At 68.5% G+C, this 15,610-nt stretch carries 16 protein-coding genes; 10 read left to right on the forward strand and 6 right to left on the reverse strand.

What is annotated here, in order from left to right; translation table 11 throughout:
* Nucleotides 1–141: 141 nt before the first annotated feature.
* The 3 genes from DFR49_RS08985 to DFR49_RS08995 are packed head-to-tail and all read left to right on the forward strand — an operon-like array spanning nucleotide 142 to nucleotide 2,500.
* Nucleotides 142–705 carry a DUF1285 domain-containing protein gene (locus DFR49_RS08985; RefSeq protein ID WP_119035445.1) on the forward strand — a complete coding sequence of 188 codons (564 nt, stop codon included), beginning with the start codon at nucleotides 142–144 and terminating at the stop codon, nucleotides 703–705.
* A complete protein-coding gene (locus DFR49_RS08990) occupies nucleotides 702–1,304 on the forward strand; it encodes a CoA pyrophosphatase (RefSeq protein WP_119035446.1) in 603 nt (200 codons plus the stop codon). The genes DFR49_RS08985 and DFR49_RS08990 overlap by 4 nt, the downstream gene beginning before the upstream one ends.
* Nucleotides 1,292–2,500 carry a CCA tRNA nucleotidyltransferase gene (locus tag DFR49_RS08995; protein WP_119035447.1) on the forward strand — a complete coding sequence of 403 codons (1,209 nt, stop codon included), beginning with the start codon at nucleotides 1,292–1,294 and terminating at the stop codon, nucleotides 2,498–2,500. The genes DFR49_RS08990 and DFR49_RS08995 overlap by 13 nt, the downstream gene beginning before the upstream one ends.
* Here DFR49_RS08995 and DFR49_RS09000 read toward each other — a convergent pair.
* The 4 genes from DFR49_RS09000 to DFR49_RS09015 all read right to left on the reverse strand — a co-directional run bounded on the left by DFR49_RS09000 (nucleotide 2,464) and on the right by DFR49_RS09015 (nucleotide 6,585).
* Nucleotides 2,464–4,080 carry a putative bifunctional diguanylate cyclase/phosphodiesterase gene (locus DFR49_RS09000; RefSeq protein WP_245968532.1) on the reverse strand — a complete coding sequence of 539 codons (1,617 nt, stop codon included), beginning with the start codon at nucleotides 4,078–4,080 and terminating at the stop codon, nucleotides 2,464–2,466. The genes DFR49_RS08995 and DFR49_RS09000 overlap by 37 nt on opposite strands.
* Before the next feature lie 150 nt (nucleotides 4,081–4,230).
* The gene (kynU, locus tag DFR49_RS09005; protein ID WP_119036324.1) at nucleotides 4,231–5,445 is read right to left on the reverse strand and encodes a kynureninase; all 1,215 of its coding nucleotides are present in this window, start codon (nucleotides 5,443–5,445) and stop codon (nucleotides 4,231–4,233) included.
* Between the two features lie 2 nt (nucleotides 5,446–5,447).
* Nucleotides 5,448–6,371: an alpha/beta hydrolase gene (locus DFR49_RS09010; protein WP_245968328.1), complete on the reverse strand. Its 924-nt coding sequence runs from the start codon at nucleotides 6,369–6,371 to the stop codon at nucleotides 5,448–5,450.
* Between the two features lie 16 nt (nucleotides 6,372–6,387).
* Nucleotides 6,388–6,585, reverse strand: coding sequence for a hypothetical protein (locus tag DFR49_RS09015; RefSeq protein ID WP_119035449.1), 198 nt, complete (start codon nucleotides 6,583–6,585; stop codon nucleotides 6,388–6,390).
* 123 nt (nucleotides 6,586–6,708) lie between these two features.
* Between DFR49_RS09015 and gcvA the strand changes: the two genes are divergently transcribed.
* Together gcvA and parC are read left to right on the forward strand one after the other, a co-directional pair.
* Nucleotides 6,709–7,605 (forward strand): transcriptional regulator GcvA, encoded by an 897-nt coding sequence (gene gcvA / locus DFR49_RS09020; RefSeq protein WP_119035450.1) that lies wholly within the window; start codon nucleotides 6,709–6,711, stop codon nucleotides 7,603–7,605.
* 64 nt (nucleotides 7,606–7,669) lie between these two features.
* The gene (parC, locus tag DFR49_RS09025; protein ID WP_119035451.1) at nucleotides 7,670–9,934 is read left to right on the forward strand and encodes a DNA topoisomerase IV subunit A; all 2,265 of its coding nucleotides are present in this window, start codon (nucleotides 7,670–7,672) and stop codon (nucleotides 9,932–9,934) included.
* A 232-nt stretch (nucleotides 9,935–10,166) separates the two neighbouring features.
* Here parC and DFR49_RS09030 read toward each other — a convergent pair whose 3' ends face one another.
* Nucleotides 10,167–10,454: a hypothetical protein gene (locus DFR49_RS09030; RefSeq protein ID WP_147373674.1), complete on the reverse strand. Its 288-nt coding sequence runs from the start codon at nucleotides 10,452–10,454 to the stop codon at nucleotides 10,167–10,169.
* A gap of 356 nt (nucleotides 10,455–10,810) precedes the next feature.
* Here DFR49_RS09030 and DFR49_RS09035 point away from each other — a divergent pair, with 356 nt between their 5' ends.
* Nucleotides 10,811–11,980 (forward strand): acetyl-CoA C-acetyltransferase, encoded by a 1,170-nt coding sequence (locus DFR49_RS09035; protein ID WP_119035453.1) that lies wholly within the window; start codon nucleotides 10,811–10,813, stop codon nucleotides 11,978–11,980.
* A gap of 38 nt (nucleotides 11,981–12,018) precedes the next feature.
* Entirely contained in the window at nucleotides 12,019–12,801 is a 783-nt protein-coding gene (locus DFR49_RS09040; RefSeq protein ID WP_119035454.1) for an SDR family NAD(P)-dependent oxidoreductase, read from the forward strand.
* Between the two features lie 181 nt (nucleotides 12,802–12,982).
* Here DFR49_RS09040 and DFR49_RS09045 read toward each other — a convergent pair whose 3' ends face one another.
* Nucleotides 12,983–13,765 carry a crotonase/enoyl-CoA hydratase family protein gene (locus tag DFR49_RS09045; RefSeq protein ID WP_119035455.1) on the reverse strand — a complete coding sequence of 261 codons (783 nt, stop codon included), beginning with the start codon at nucleotides 13,763–13,765 and terminating at the stop codon, nucleotides 12,983–12,985.
* A 105-nt stretch (nucleotides 13,766–13,870) separates the two neighbouring features.
* Between DFR49_RS09045 and DFR49_RS09050 the strand changes: the two genes are divergently transcribed.
* The 3 genes from DFR49_RS09050 to DFR49_RS09060 all read left to right on the forward strand — a co-directional run bounded on the left by DFR49_RS09050 (nucleotide 13,871) and on the right by DFR49_RS09060 (nucleotide 15,600).
* Entirely contained in the window at nucleotides 13,871–14,320 is a 450-nt protein-coding gene (locus DFR49_RS09050; protein ID WP_119035456.1) for a PaaI family thioesterase, read from the forward strand.
* A complete protein-coding gene (locus DFR49_RS09055; RefSeq protein ID WP_170150980.1) occupies nucleotides 14,317–14,703 on the forward strand; it encodes a PaaI family thioesterase in 387 nt (128 codons plus the stop codon). The genes DFR49_RS09050 and DFR49_RS09055 overlap by 4 nt, the downstream gene beginning before the upstream one ends.
* A gap of 81 nt (nucleotides 14,704–14,784) precedes the next feature.
* Nucleotides 14,785–15,600: a hypothetical protein gene (locus DFR49_RS09060; protein WP_119035458.1), complete on the forward strand. Its 816-nt coding sequence runs from the start codon at nucleotides 14,785–14,787 to the stop codon at nucleotides 15,598–15,600.
* The last annotated feature ends 10 nt before the right edge of the window (nucleotides 15,601–15,610 follow it).

Consider the following 15,610-nt stretch of genomic DNA (forward strand, 5'->3'; position numbering starts at 1 on the left):
GGGTGGGGGAGCGGGCCGGTGTGGCCTCGGAAATCGCTCTTCCGCGATTTCTCAAACAAACTCCGGATTTGCATACCTCCCTGGACCGAACCCCCCGCCCCGAACTTGCCGCACCCGCGCGGCTCGCCTACCCAGCGGCCGATGCCGATGCCCGCCCAACCCGATTTCGCCGCGCTGTCGCTCGATGCCATCGCCGCCTTCGCGCGCGATCGGCGGTTGCCGCCGGTCGATCGGTGGCACCCGGCGCATTGCGGCGACAGCGAGATGCGCATCGCCGCCGACGGCACCTGGTTCCACCAAGGCAGCCCGATCGGGCGCGCCGAGCTGGTGCGACTGTTCTCGACGATCCTGCGGCGCGAGCCCGATGGCGGCTATGTGCTGGTGACACCCGCCGAGAAACTGGGAATCGCGGTCGACGACGCCCCCTTCGTCGCGGTCGAGATGAAGGCCGAGGGTGACGGCGCACGCGCGCGGCTCGCTTTCCGGCTCAACACGGGCGACATAGTAACGGCGGGGCCGGACAACGCGTTGCGGCTCGCGCACGGCAGCGACGGCCCGCGCCCCTATCTGCGCGTGCGTGGCGGGCTCGACGCGCTGATCGCGCGGCCGGTATTCTACGACCTCGCCGAGCGTGCGCTGGCCGGCGGCGACACCCCCGCCGGGGTGTGGAGCGATGGCGCGTTTTTCGCATTGGACGCCGGATGACGCTCACCGATCGCCTGCGCAGCGCGCTCGACCATCCGACCGAAGGCATCGTCCTGCTCGCGGGCGACGAGCGCGACGACGACATCCGCGGCCGGGGCGGCTCGATCATGCCCGCCGCGGTGCTGGTGCCCGTCACCGACCGCGCCGAGCCGGGGGTGATCCTCACCCAGCGCACCGAAACGCTGAGCCGCCATCCCGGCCAGATCGCCTTTCCCGGCGGCCGCGTCGATCCGGGCGATGCCGATGTGACCGCCGCCGCGCTGCGCGAGGCCGAGGAGGAGATCGGCCTGCCGCCGGCGCGCGTCACCGTGATCGGCGCGGCCGATCGCTATCGTACGGTCACCGGGTTCGAGGTGACGCCGATCGTCGGCGTCGTGCCGCCCGATCTGGTGCTGACGCCGCACGAGGCCGAGGTCGCCGAGGTGTTCGAGGTGCCGCTCGCTTTCCTGCTCGACGGCGCCAACCATGTCGAGGCGAGCGTCGAATGGCAGGGCCGCGACCGCCATTATTACGAGATTAGCTGGGACGGCCACCGTATCTGGGGCGCCACCGCGGCGATGATCGTCAACCTGTCGCGGCGGCTGCGATGGACCGCGTGACGCTTCCCGACGCCGCCTGGCGCCGGCGCGCGGGGCTGGCGCAGCTCGTCGACGTGCTCGGCGCGGCCGGGGGCGAGACCCGCATCGTCGGCGGCGCGGTGCGCGATACACTCCTCGGCATCGGGCTCGACGTCGCCGATGTCGATCTCGCGACGCGCCATCCGCCGCAGGAGGTGCTCGATCGACTGCGCACGGCCGGGATCAAGGCGGTGCCGACCGGCCTCGCGCACGGCACGATCACCGCGGTGCTCGACAGCGGCCCAGTCGAGGTGACGACGCTGCGCCGCGACGTTTCGACCGACGGCCGCCACGCGATCGTCGATTATACCGACGACTGGCGCGAAGACGCCGCGCGGCGCGATTTCACGATCAACGCGCTCTACGCCGATCCGCTGACGGGCGAATTGTTCGACTATTTCGGGGGGCTCGACGATCTCGCGGCGGGCCGCGTGCGCTTCATCGGCGATCCCTTGCAGCGCATCGCCGAGGATCATTTGCGCATCCTGCGCTATTTCCGTTTCCACGCGCGCTTCGGCGATACGCCCGATCCCGCTGGGCTCGACGCCTGCACCGCGCGCGCCAACGACCTGATGGCGCTCTCGCGCGAACGGATCGCGATGGAGGTGCGCAAGCTGTTGGTCGCGCGGAATGCAGTGCCGGTGGTGCGGCTGATGCTGGCGCGCGGCATCTTCGCGCCGATCGTGCCCGAAATCGATGCCGGCGGCGTCGATCGGCTGGCGCGGCTCGCCGGGGCCGAGGCCGCCGCCGCGATTTCCCCCAATCCGATCCGGCGGTTGGCGGCGCTGCTGCCGGCGGAGCCCGAGACCGCCGCCGCGATCGCCGCCCGGCTCAAGCTCTCCAATGCCGAGCGCAAGCGGCTCGCCGTCGCGCAGGCGCCGATCGACGAGGCGACCAGCGAGGCGCTGGCCTATCGCCGCGGCGCCGGCGGCGCGGTCGATGCGCTGCTGCTGGCGGATGCCCCGGCCGAGGCGGCACGCATCGCCCACTGGACACCGCCCGGCCTGCCGATCGGCGGCGGCGCGCTGGTGCGGCGTGGCGTCAAGGCCGGGCCGGATGTCGCCCGGCTGTTGCGGCGGATCGAGCGGCAGTGGATCGACGAAGGGTTCCCGGCCGCCAACCGCGCCGAACAGCTCGCCGATCAGGCCGCCGAAGAATGGTTGCGCGCGACCAGATAAGCGTAGGCCGCATCGGGATCGAGCGCGCGCGCGAAGGCATAGCCCTGGCCGTAGGTGCAGCCCAGCGCGGTGAGCGTCTGCGCGAGTTCGGGCGTCTCGACGCCTTCGGCGGTGGTGTCCATGCCCAGCGCCTGGGCAAGGCTCAGGATCGCCCGCACGATCGCCACCTTGTCGCGATCGGCGAGCAGCCCCATGATGAAGCTCTGGTCGATCTTGAGCACGTCGATGGGGAGCTTCTGCAACGAAGCGAGGTTCGAATAGCCGGTGCCGAAATCGTCCATCGCGACGGTGCAGCCGATCTCCTTCAAGGCGTGCATCGTGCGCGCGATCCGATCGGGATCGGTGATGAACGCGCTTTCGGTGAGTTCGAGCGTGAGGCGGTTGCCCGTCAGCCCGCTCGAGTCGACCACGCGTTCGACGACGGGGGCGATATCGTCGCGCTGGAGCTGGATCGCCGACAGGTTGACCGCGACCCGCACCCCGCAATCGCCGCCGGCGCGCGCATCCCATTCGACGAGCGTCGCCGCCGCCTTGTCGAGCGCCCAGCGCCCCAGCGGCACGATCAGCCCCGATTCCTCGGCGACCGGGATGAAATCCGACGGCGGATGGGCGGTTCCCGTCTCGTCGGTCCAGCGCGCAAGCGCTTCGAACCCCGTCACCAGGCCGGTGCCGAGATCGCAAATCGGCTGGAAGGTGAGCCTGAGATCGCCATTGTCGATCGCGCGGCGAAGCGCGGTCTCCATCTCGAACTGGGCGTGCGCCAGCGTCAGCGCGCGCGGCTGATACGCCTCGACCAGCCCGCTCGTCTTCGATCGCTTGACCGCAAATTGCGCGTGGCGGATCAGCACGTCCGGGTCGTCGAGACACGCGGTGCCGAACGCCACGCCGATCGCGCAGTCGATATGGAATTCGAGATCGGAAAGGCGAAACGGTGTCGCCAGCGCGCTGCGGATGCGCGCGGCGACGCGATCGGCCTCGTCGGGCGTTTCGTCGATCGCCATCAGGATGCCGAATTCGTCGCCGCCGATCCGCGCCAGCGTGTCGCGCACGCGCAACGCACCCTTGATCCGGCGCGCGACAGTGATCAGCAGTTCGTCGCCCGCCAGCGCGCCTAGGCAGGCGTTGACGCGGCTGAACCGGTCGAGATCGACCACCAGCACCGCGCACGATGCCACCTTGCCCGCCTCGATCATCGATTCGAGCCGGTCCGAGAAGCCCGCTCGATTGGGCAGCCCGGTCAGGCTGTCGGTCAACATTTCGCGCCGTAGATGCTGCTCGGTGCGCACCTCGGCGGTGCGATCGACCAGCGTGACGAGGCAGCGGGTGGCGCCCGAATGATGCGCCCGCGCGAGCGTGACCCGATAGTGGCGGCACTCGATCGGGTCGCCCGCCTGCCACGTCATCTCATATTGGTCGGCGTCCGAGGCGAGGAAATCCTCGATCTCGGTGCCCAGTGCCCGAACGAGCGCCGACGGGCGGCGATCGAGCGCGAAGCCGGCATCGTGAAACGCCCGATTGGATGCTTCGATCGCCAGGCCACCGGCGCCAAGCGCCAGCAGCGCTGCGGGAATCGGCAGCATGTCGAGCCTGCGCACGGTTTCCCCCGGCGCCGGAATCGCTTCCGCATCCGGCCGGCCTGTTGCGCCCCCCGCGCAATCGAGCTTTTCCAGCGCCATCAACCCGGCGCTTAGGGGAATGAGGTTAACGGGGTGCTAAGCCAGCGCCCCCGATCAGGTCACCGCGCGGCGGACGGCATAGCGCGATTCGCGGAATATCTCGCCCCGGACGATTCCCGCCAGCACCTCGCCCGCGCGCACGACATCCTCGAAACCGAGATAGAGCGGGGTGAGCCCGAAGCGCACGATATCGGGATCGCGGAAATCGCCGATCACCCCGTGCTCGATCAACGCCTGGCAGATCGCATAGGCATCGGGATGGCGAAAGCTGATATGGCTCCCCCGCGCGGCCGGATCGCGCGGGCTGACGCACGCCAGCCCGATCGCGTCGCCCGCCGCCGCCAGCACGTCGAACAAGGCGGCGCTCTTGGCCTCGAGCGCGGCCATCTCCGCCTCGAGCGCGAGATCCACCCCGGCTTCGAGCCCCGCCAGCCCGAGGATCGCAGGCGTCCCGCTCAGCCAGCGTTCGATCCCCGGCGCCGGGCGATAGCCGTCCTCGAACGCGAAGGGCGCGGCATGGCCCATCCAGCCCGACACCGGGTTGGCGAGCACCTGCTGCCAGCGCTCGGCAACGTAGAGGAACGCCGGCGCACCGGGGCCGCCGTTGAGATATTTGTAGCCGCAGCCGACCGCAAGATCGGCACCCGCGCCGCCCAGATCGACCGCGACCGCGCCGGTCGAATGGCTGAGATCCCACAGCATGAGCGCGCCGGCGTCGTGCGCGCGCGCGCTCCACGTCGCCATGTCGAAGCGCGCGGCGGTCTTGTAATGGACATGCGTCAGCAGCAGCACCGCGGTATCGTCACCGATCGCGCCGGCGAGCGCATCGCGCGGCACCGCTTTCAGCCGCGCGCCGGGAACGCAGCCCACCGCGCCCTCGGCGATGTGAAGATCGGTGTGAAAATTGCCCAGCTCGCTGACGATCGTGGTGCGAGCGGGATCGCGGCGCAGCGCGGCGACGAGCAGCTTGAACAGGTTGGCCGAGGTCGAATCGGCGGCGATCACCTCGCCGGGCCGCGCGCCGATCAGCCGCGCGATCTTGTCGCCGATGCGGCGCGGCGCCTCGATCCAGCCTTCGTTCCAGCTTCGGATCAGCCGCTCGCCCCATTGCCGGCGGACGAGATCGTCGAGCGCGGGCGGAGCCGCGCGCGGCAGCGCCCCCAGCGAATTGCCGTCGAGATAGATCACGCCGTCGGGCAGCATGAAGCGGTCGCGGAACCGCCGCAGCGGATCGGCGGCATCGCGCGCCCGCGCCTCGTCGCGCGTCATCGTCATGCGAACGCCGCCGCGATCAGCGCTGTCGCAGTCGCCCAGGCCGCGCTGCCCGGCGCGACCAGTTCGACGTGCCCGGTCGCCTCGACGACGTGCAGCGTCGCGGCGTCGCCCGCCGCCGTCGCCTGGTCGACATAGGACGTGCCGAGCCGGAGCGGGACGATGCGGTCCTCGTCGCCGTTGACCAGATGCTGCGGCACCCCGAGCGGGAGCAGGCGGGGCACCGAGGTATCCGCATAAGGATCGGGATGCGCCGCGGTTTGCGGCCCGACGAGCCGCGCCACCACATCGGTGCCGCACCCGTTGTCCGGGCTCGCGGCGACCGCTTCGAGATCGGGCAGCCCGCCGAGCGCGACGACGGCATCGATCCGCAGCGGATCGCCACCGGCAAGCGGACTCGCCGCGGGCAGCTTCGACCGCCCCGCAAGCCACAGCGCCAGATGCGCGCCCGCCGAATGCCCGACCGCGACGATGCGGCGGGTGTTCAAGCCGAAGCGCCCGGCGTGATCGCGCAGCGCGTCGGCGGCGCGCGCGGCATCGAGAAAGGTGCCGGGATAGCCACCGCCGTCGCGATCGACCCCGCGATAGTCGATGTTCCACACCGCATAGCCGGCATCGCGCAGGTCGGCGGCGATCCAGTCCATCAGCGAGCGATCGGCGACCGCCGTCTGCCAGCATCCGCCATGCACCATCAGCACGGTCTTGAACGGCCCGGCGCCCGCGGGCCGCCACACGTCCACCCTCTGCATCCGGTCGTCGCCATAAGCGATCGTCGCATCGGGGCGCGATCGGGGGCGGCGGGTGAGATCGTCCCACGTCATCGGCGCGGGGGCCGGCGGCGGCGAACCGCCCGTCAGCACGAAAGGGAAAGCGCGATCGATGGGATCATACCCTTCCCTACCCGGCGGCGGCCGGCGCGCCAATCCTCAACGCCGATCCTCAACGATAGCTGGAGAACCTCGTGTTACGCATCTGCTGTCGTGCCGTGCGCCGCCACGGCGCATCGAACTGATGCGCGCTGAGGCGCGCGAACGCGTGATCGAGACCCTGGAGCGAGGCGCGCACGAACGCCGCGACATTTTCGACGAATCGCCCGCGATACTGGGTCCAAACGGGGCTATAGAAATCGTGATTCATGGCAAATGATCCTTCTGCGTCTTCAGACCATCCTTCCGACCCCACCCATATCCGGTCGAAAGCCGCGCGATGCCAACAAATCGTTGGACGCAATTGACAAGCTGTGCTTATGAGTTCGAAACCATGCGCACCCTGCCCCCGCTCGCCGCCGTCCGCGTCTTCGAAGCCGCCGCGCGGCACGAGAACTTCACGGCCGCCGCCGCCGAACTCGGGATGACGCAGGCCGCGGTCAGTTATCAGGTCAAGTTGTTGGAAGAACGGCTCGGCGTGCCGCTGTTCCATCGCGAGAAGCGTCGTGTGACGCTGACCGAGGCGGGGCGCCGCGCGGCCGCCCCGGTCAGCCGCGCGTTCGACGCGATCGACGGCGCGTTCGCGGGGTTGCGCGCCGAGGACGAGGGGCTGCTCACGATCTCGACCTCGAACACCTTCGCCAACACCTGGCTCGCGTGGCGGCTGGGGAGCTTTCAGGTCGCGCATCCCGAAATGGCGGTGCGGCTCCAGACCACCGACATCCTCACCGATTTCGCGATCGACGACGTCGATGTCGCAATCCGCGCCGGGCGCGGGGGGTGGCCCGATCTCGTCCAGGAAAAGCTGATCGCCATCGATTTCACGCCGATGTGCAGCCCGAACTTTCTCGCCCGGCACACGATCGCGACCCCGGCCGACCTGCTCGACGTGCCGCAGATCAGCCCGCACGATCCGTGGTGGGCGCACTGGCTGCGCGAGGCGGGGGTCGATGTGCCCCCCGGCCCGCCGCGCGCCGGCGTGCGGCTCGATTCGCAGGCGCACGAGGGCCATGCCGCGATGGCGGGCCAGGGCGCGGCGATGCTGACCCCCTTCTTCTGGCGCAACGACCTTGCCGAACGCCGCCTCGTGCGCCCCTTCGAGCAGCTTTCGACGCGCGGCTATGCCTATTGGTTGGTCTATCCCGAGCACCGCCGCAACGTGCCCAAGATCAAGCGCTTCCGTGCGTGGCTGACCGCCGAGCTCGCGCGCGACCTGCCCAGCCCGGTGTAACCCCCACCCCACCCGCGTTCCGCGCCCGCTTTCGTCGCCGTGCCGAAACGGCTATCGCCCCCGCATGGCTTCAGACGTCACCGACCTTCCGCCCGATAATCCGCCGATCGGCATCCTCGACGCCCCGTTCGATTCGGCGTTGTCGGAGCGCTACCTCGTCTATGCGCTGTCGACGATCACCGCGCGCTCGCTACCCGACGTGCGCGACGGGATGAAGCCGGTCCACCGCCGCCTGCTCTGGGCGATGCGGCTGCTCAAGCTCGATCCCACCCAGGGCTACAAGAAATGCGCGCGCGTCGTCGGCGACGTGATCGGCAAATATCACCCGCACGGCGACCAGTCGGTCTATGATGCGATGGTGCGGCTCGCGCAGGATTTCGCGCTGCGCTACCCGCTCGTCGACGGGCAGGGCAATTTCGGCAATATCGATGGCGATAACGCCGCCGCCTATCGCTACACCGAGGCGCGGCTGACGCAGGTCGCGATCGACCTGATGGACGGCCTCGACGAGAACGCCACCGATTTCCGCCCGACCTACAATGGCGAAGACGAGGAGCCCGAGCTGTTCCCCGGCGCTTTCCCCAACCTGCTGGCGAACGGCGCCGCCGGCATCGCGGTCGGCATGGCGACCTCGGTTCCGCCGCATAACGCCGCCGAACTGCTCGACGCCGCGATTCTGCTGATCGACCAGCCAAAGGCCGACGACGCCGCGGTGCTCAGCCACGTCAAAGGCCCCGATTTCCCCACCGGCGGCCAGCTTGTCGACAGCCCACAGGCGATCGCCGAGGCCTATGCCACCGGGCGCGGCACCTTCCATACCCGCGCGCGCTGGCACGTCGAGGATCAGGGTCGCGGCACCTGGATCGCGGTGGTCGATCAGATCCCCTACGGCGTCCAGAAGGGCAAGTTGATCGAGCAGATCGCGAGCCTGATCAACGACAGGAAGCTACCGATCCTCGCCGACGTGCGCGACGAATCGGATGCGGCGATCCGCATCGTCCTCGAACCGCGCAGCCGCACGGTGGAGGCCGATCTGCTGCTGGATTCGCTGTTCCGCCTGAGCGATCTCGAAAGCCGCTTCTCGCTCAACCTCAACGTGCTCGACGCGACGCGCACCCCGCGCGTGATGAGCCTGCGCGAGGCGCTGCTTGCCTGGGTCGAGCACCAGTTCGTCGTCCTCCAGCGCCGCTCCCAGCATCGGCTCGACAAGATCGCCGACCGGCTCGAGCTGGTCGGCGGTTACATCATCGCCTTCCTCAACCTCGACCGCGTGATCGCGATCATCCGCACCGAGGACGAGCCCAAGCCGGTGATGATCGCCGAGTTCAGCCTCACCGACCGCCAGGCCGAGGCGATCCTCAACATGCGGCTGCGCAGCTTGCGCAAGCTCGAGGAAATGGAGCTGCGCCGCGAGCAGGACGCGCTGGAAAAGGAACGCGCCGAGCTTGAACAGCTCCTCGGCAGCGAGGCGCGCCAGCGCACCCGGCTCAAGCGCGATCTGGCCAAGATCCGCGACCGCTACGGCCCGGAAACCGAATTGGGCCGCCGCCGCACGCTGATCGAGCAGGCCGGCCCGGCGCGCGACATTCCGCTGGAGGCGATGATCGAGCGCGAGCCGATCACCGTCATCATGTCACAACGCGGCTGGATTCGCGCGATGAAGGGCCATGCCGATCTCGCCGCCGCCGATGCGCTCAAGTTCAAGGAGGGCGACGGCCCCGCCTTCGCCTTCCACGCGCAGACCACCGACAAGATCCTGCTCGCGGTCGCATCGGGCCGCTTCTACACGCTCGGCGCCGACAAGCTGCCGGGTGGGCGCGGCTTCGGCGAGCCGGTGCGCTCGATGATCGACATCGAGGGCGATCAGGACATCGTCGGCCTCTTGCCCGCTAGCGCGGCCGAAAAGCTGCTCGTCGTCGCCAGCGACGGCCGCGGCTTCGCGGTCAAATCCGCTGACGTCATCGCCGAAACACGCAAGGGCAAAACGGTGGCGACGCCCCGAAAGGGCGCGAAGCTCGCGCTCGTCAAGCCGATCGCACCCGCCCATGATTATGTCGCCGCGATCGGCGACAACCGCAAGCTGCTCGTCTTCCCCTTGTCCGAACTCGCCGAGCTGGCGCGCGGCCAGGGCGTCCAGCTCCAGCGTTACCGCGACGGCGGGCTCTCCGACGCCACGACCTTCACCTTCGCCGACGGGCTGAGCTGGGCGATGGGCGGCGACACCGGCCGCACCCGCACCGAGCCCGACATGAGCGGCTGGCGCACCGCGCGCGGCGCCGCCGGCCGGATGCCGCCGACCGGCTTTCCGAGGAGCAACCGGTTCTCGTGACGCACTGACGCTCACCGGATTGCCAGGCACGACCTTTACCGTTGCTGCCGAGGTGGGGCCGCCCGCGCCCCTATCCGCGGCGGGATCGGGCGGCCACACACGCCGCTGCGCGCCGATCTGAAGGCATATCTCTATCGCCTGCGAACCGAGCCGCTCACCGCGCTCAACCTGCTGATACCCTCGCGCCTGCCCGAGCGCGCGAGGGCCATTTCAAGGCGCCTGAAGCACCTCGTCATTCCGGGGTGACGTGAACACCCACCTTTTCCCATTCGGCGGCCGTCTTACAGACTTTGCGTGACAGGATGGTTCCGGTCGTCTGCTTGATCCGCGTGCAATACTTGACCTCGCCGTCGGACGACTTCTCCACCTTCATGTGCGGCGCGTCTGCGCTGGGATCGTTCGTGCGATCACCTGCCGCATAAGCCGCGGAGCCCGCCGTGGCGGCGAAGCACAAAGCGATGGTGCCGATCAGGCCATTGCGGGCGAAATTCCGGGTGTTACGCATAATATCCTCCAACATCCGCTGCTATCATCGTCAGCAGCGAGTGTAGCAGTGCATTATGTATGCCAAACACTTAAGTCATTGAGATATAATAATCCCTATGCCGGGATGCGGGCACAATCCGGGATAAAACCCCGGAATTCGGCCGTGAACGCAAATTGTTGGGCATCGCCGACCTGATCGATCCTGACCAATCGCGTAAAACTGTTCGCAACCGGACACGGACGCGATTGCTGCCAATTCGTCGCGCTTGACCGACGCATCTCCAGAGCGGGTCGGATCGAATTTCGATCGTCGGGTATGCAAACGCCCTTGCCGTATTGACCGATCCGCGCGACCATCAGTTTCAAACACGAACCTGATGGAGACCGGGCATGGCCGAAGCCTATATCGTGGAGGCGGTGCGCACCGCCGGCGGCAAGCGCGGCGGCCGGCTCGCCGGATGGCATCCGGCTGATATGGCCGGCGCGGTGCTCGACGCGGTCGTCGCGCGGGCGGGCATCGATCCGGCGGCGATAGAAGACGTCATCATGGGCTGCGTCAGCCAGGGCGGCGAACAGAGCTTCCAGATCGGGCGCGGCGCAGTGCTCGCCTCGAATCTCCCCGAGAACGTGCCTGCGGTGACGATCGACCGCCAGTGCGGCTCGTCACAACAGGCGATCCAGTTCGCCGCGCAAGCGGTGCTCTCGGGCACGCAGGACGTGGTGATCGCCGCCGGGGTCGAGAGCATGACGCGGGTGCCGATGGGCTCAACGGGCGCGCTGTTCGCGCAAGCCGGGCTCGGCACGGCCAAATCGCCGCGCCAGGAAGCGCGTTATCCCGGCGTCCACTTCTCGCAATTCGTGGGCGCCGAGCGGATCGCCGCAAAATACGACTTCTCCCGCGATGCGCTCGATCGGTTCGCGCTCGAAAGCCACGTCCGCGCAGCCGCCGCCACGACGCGCGGCGACTTCACCGACGAGATCGTGCCGTTGACGATTGAGACCCCCGAGGGCGAACAGCAGCATCATATCGACGAAGGCATCCGCTTCGACGCGACGCTCGACGGCATCGGCGCGGTCAAATTGCTCAAGGAAGGCGGCGTGATCTCGGCAGCGAACGCCAGCCAGATCTGCGACGGCGCCAGCGCGGTGCTGGTGGTTTCCGAGCGCGCGCTGAAAGAGCATGGGCTGACACCGCTCGCGCGCATCCACAACCTCACCGTCACCGGCGGCGATCCGGTGGTGATGCTCGAGGAACCCCTGTTCGCAACCGACAAGGCACTCAACCGCGCCGGCCTCTCGATCGACGACATCGATCTGTACGAGGTCAACGAAGCATTCGCCCCCGTGCCGCTCGCGTGGCTCCGGCATGTCGGCGCCGACCCCGCGAAAATGAACGTCAACGGCGGCGCGATCGCGCTCGGCCACCCGCTCGGCGCCAGCGGCACCAAGCTGATGGCGACGCTGGTCCATGCGCTCGGCAAACGCGGTGGCCGCTACGGGTTGCAGACGATGTGCGAAGGCGGCGGCATCGCCAACGTCACGATCGTCGAGCGGCTGTAACGATACACCGCCATCCCGGCGGATCAGGGAGAGGCTTCATGGAACTCGACACCACGATTTCAGCCGTCGTCACCGGCGGCGCGTCTGGGCTCGGCGCGGCAACCGCGCGGGCGCTGGCGGCGGCGGGCGTCAAGGTCGCGATCTTCGATCTTCAGGCCGAAAAGGGCCAACAGGTCGCCACCGAGATCGGCGGCACCTTCTGTGCGGTCGATGTCACCTCGGACGAATCGGTCGATGCCGGCTTCACCAACGCCCGCGCCGCCAACGGGCAGGAATCGATCCTCGTGTGCTGCGCGGGCACCGGCAATGCGATGAAGACCGCGAGCCGGTCGAAGGAAGACGGCACGATCAAGCATTTCCCCGCCGAGGCATTCAACTGGCTGATCCAGATCAACCTCGTCGGCACCTTCCGCTGCGTCGCCAAATCGGCCGCGGGCATGCTGACGCTCGATCCGCGCGAGGACGGCGAACGCGGCGCGATCGTGATGACGGCAAGCGTCGCCGCCGAAGACGGGCAGATCGGCCAGGCCGCCTATTCGGCGTCGAAGGGCGGCGTCGTCGGCATGACGCTCCCGATCGCGCGCGACCTGATGAACGAGGGCATCCGCGTCAACACGATCCTGCCCGGCATCTTCGACACCCCGCTGCTCGCCGCCGCGCCGCAACCGGTGAAAGACGCGCTGGCGGCCTCGGTCCCCTTCCCCAAGCGGCTTGGCCGGCCGGAGGAATATGCCCGCCTCGCGCTCGCGATGATCGAGAACCCCTATATGAACGGTGAGGACGTGCGGCTCGACGGCGCGATCCGCATGGCGCCGCGCTAACGCTCAAAGAGCAAAAATCGGCAGCGCACTGTCCTACAAAGCCGAATTGTGCTTTAATCGGGGATGATCGTTGATTGCCCTCGCCGCGACGCGGTGCGCCGGTGTGCGGCGAGGCGTTTTGGCCTAACCTTTGCCTAACCTTCCGCGCGCGCGGGGGTGTCGATTGGGCGGGCCGCCGCCCTCAATCCTCGAACACCGGGGGCCGCTTCGCCATATTCGCCGCCACCGCTTCCATCATATTGGGCTGGCCGATCACCCTCACCTGCTCCTCGGTCTCGGCCGCCAGCATCGCGCGTGGATCAGCGTCGTGCGCCATGTTGAGCAACCTTTTGGCGCCCCGCACCGCGTGCGGACTGCGATCGGCGATGATGCGCGCGAGCGCCATCGCCTCGGCGCGCGGATCGTCCGCCAGCCGGGTGACGAAGCCGTGCGCCAGTGCCTCCCCGGCATCGAATTCGCGCGCGGTATAGACCAGTTCGCGCAGCACATCGTCGCGCACCAGGGTGCGCCAGAGAGGGAAGCCCGCCATGTCGGGCACCAGCCCCCAATGCGTCTCGCGGATCGCGAAGCGCGTGGCGGGCGCGGCGACGCGAATGTCCGCCCCCGACATGATCTGGAAGCCCCCGCCGAACGCGACGCCGTGGACCGCCGCGATCACCGGCATCGGCAGCATCCGCCAGCCCCATGTCACATGCTGCGGCAGGATCGCGCCGTCGGCATTGCGGCCACGTGCCGACAGCCCCGATCCGCCCGCGGCCATGCTCGCCATGTCGAGCCCCGCGCAAAACCCCCTGCCCTCGCCCGACAGCACCACGCAGCGCACGTCCTTGCGCTGGCCAAGCGCATCGATCGTCGCGCCGATCGCGTCGAACATCGCCGGATCGAGCGCGTTCATCTTGTCGGGGCGAGCAAGGCGGACGTCGGCGACCTGATCGGCGACGGAGAAGATGACGCGGTCGTTCATGGAACGAAGGCTATCCCGATGGCGACGCCGCTTCAATCCGCGACCGCGCGCGGGTGAGCCTGGGCGCTTGGCGAACCCCATGCGGCGCGTGTAACAGGCGCGGCGATGACCGCCTTTCCATCCTTCGATCCCGAACGCTTCCTCGCCCACGGTCTGGGCGGGCACACCGGGTTGCTGGGGATCACGCACCACGCACACGGCGACGATTGGGTCGAGCTTGCGCTGCCTTATAGTGAAACCCTGATCGGCGATATCGCCTCCGGGGTGCTCGCGTCCGGCCCGATCCTGTCGATGATGGATATGGCGACCAGCATGGCGATCTGGCTCAAGCGCGGCCACTTCCGCCCGCAGGCGACGCTCGATCTCCGCATCGATTATCTGCGCCCCGCAACCCCGGGCAAGACAGTGATCGGGCGCGGCGAATGCTATCGCATCACCCGCTCGATCGCCTTCATCCGCGGCCAGGCGCACGATGGCGATGCCGACGATCCGCTCGCGCATGTCGCGGGCACCTATATGTTCCTCGACATGCCCGGTGCGGAGGCCAAGGCGTGACGCTGCCGCCTTATGCCCACTTGCTCGGCCTGTCGGTCGAGCCCGGCGATGGCGGCGCCCCGGTGCTGCTCATGCCCTTTTCAGACGACGTGCTCGGCCGGCCCGGCTTCCTGCATGGCGGCGCGATCGGCGGGCTGCTCGAAATGGCGGCGATCGTCGCGCTCCACACCGCGCTCGAAAGCGAGGGCGGCGGGCGGATCAAGCCGATCAACGTCACCGTCGATTATATGCGCGGCGGCCGTGAAAAGGAGACGCGCGCCCAAGGGATCGTCACTCGGCTCGGCACGCGGGTCGCCAATGTCGAGGCCACGGCGTGGCAGGACGATTCGACCAAGCCGATCGCCTCGGCACGGATGAACTATCTGATCGTGCGCGATATTTGACGGTTCGATTCGTCGCACTGTCGTTGCCGCCGGCGCCCCTGCCCGATAACCGGGATCGATCTGGATCAGGGAGGACGGGGCATGATGGGCTTGCGGATGTGGCGGTTGCTGTTGGCGGCGATCGGGGCGAGCATGCTGGTGGCGGCACCGGCCCATGCCCAGTTCGACCGGCTGGTCGATGCGCTCAAGGACAAAGCGATCGACGCGATCACCCAGCCGAATCAGGCGCGACCCGCCAGCGACGAACCGCAGGCCAGGCGCGCGCGACTGACGATCGATCAGGGCTTCGATTTCACTCCCGGCCCGCATGTCGTGACCGCGATCGACTTCGGCGACAGCGCGGTCGGCTCCATGCCGCCGGCGTGGAAGACCAACGGCTCAGGCCAGATCGTCGCCTCGCCGGACCTGCCGGGCAAGTGGCTCGCGCTCCAGGCGTTCGCGACCTACAAATTGACGACGCCGCCAACGCTGCCCGAACGCTTCACCGTCGAGTTCGATATCGTGCCGGTCGGCGACACGCTGCGCGACGCAGGGGACGTGACCTTCGGTTTCGCGGCCGACAACAGCGTCCAGAGCTACATCCAGGACGCCTATAACGACGGCGCGATCACCGCGGTCGAGCTGAACTTCGCGGGTGACAGTTCGGTCGCGAGCAGCGCCACGGGCGTGTCGCACTTCTTCAAGCCCGCACTGGACGGCTATATCAACCGCGCGATGCATGTCTCGATCGCGGTCGATGGCGATCGGATGCGCGTCTATATCGGCCGTGAAAAGATCGCCGACGCGCGGCTGTTCGACGGCAACCGCGCCAGATACCTCTTCGTCAGCGCGCCGGTGCGCTACGATCACGGCGCGCAGACGCTGATCGGCAACCTGCGTATCGCAGCGTTCGAATAAATCGCGCTGC

This window comes from Hephaestia caeni (assembly GCF_003550065.1).
Lineage (GTDB): Bacteria > Pseudomonadota > Alphaproteobacteria > Sphingomonadales > Sphingomonadaceae > Sphingomonas > Sphingomonas caeni_A.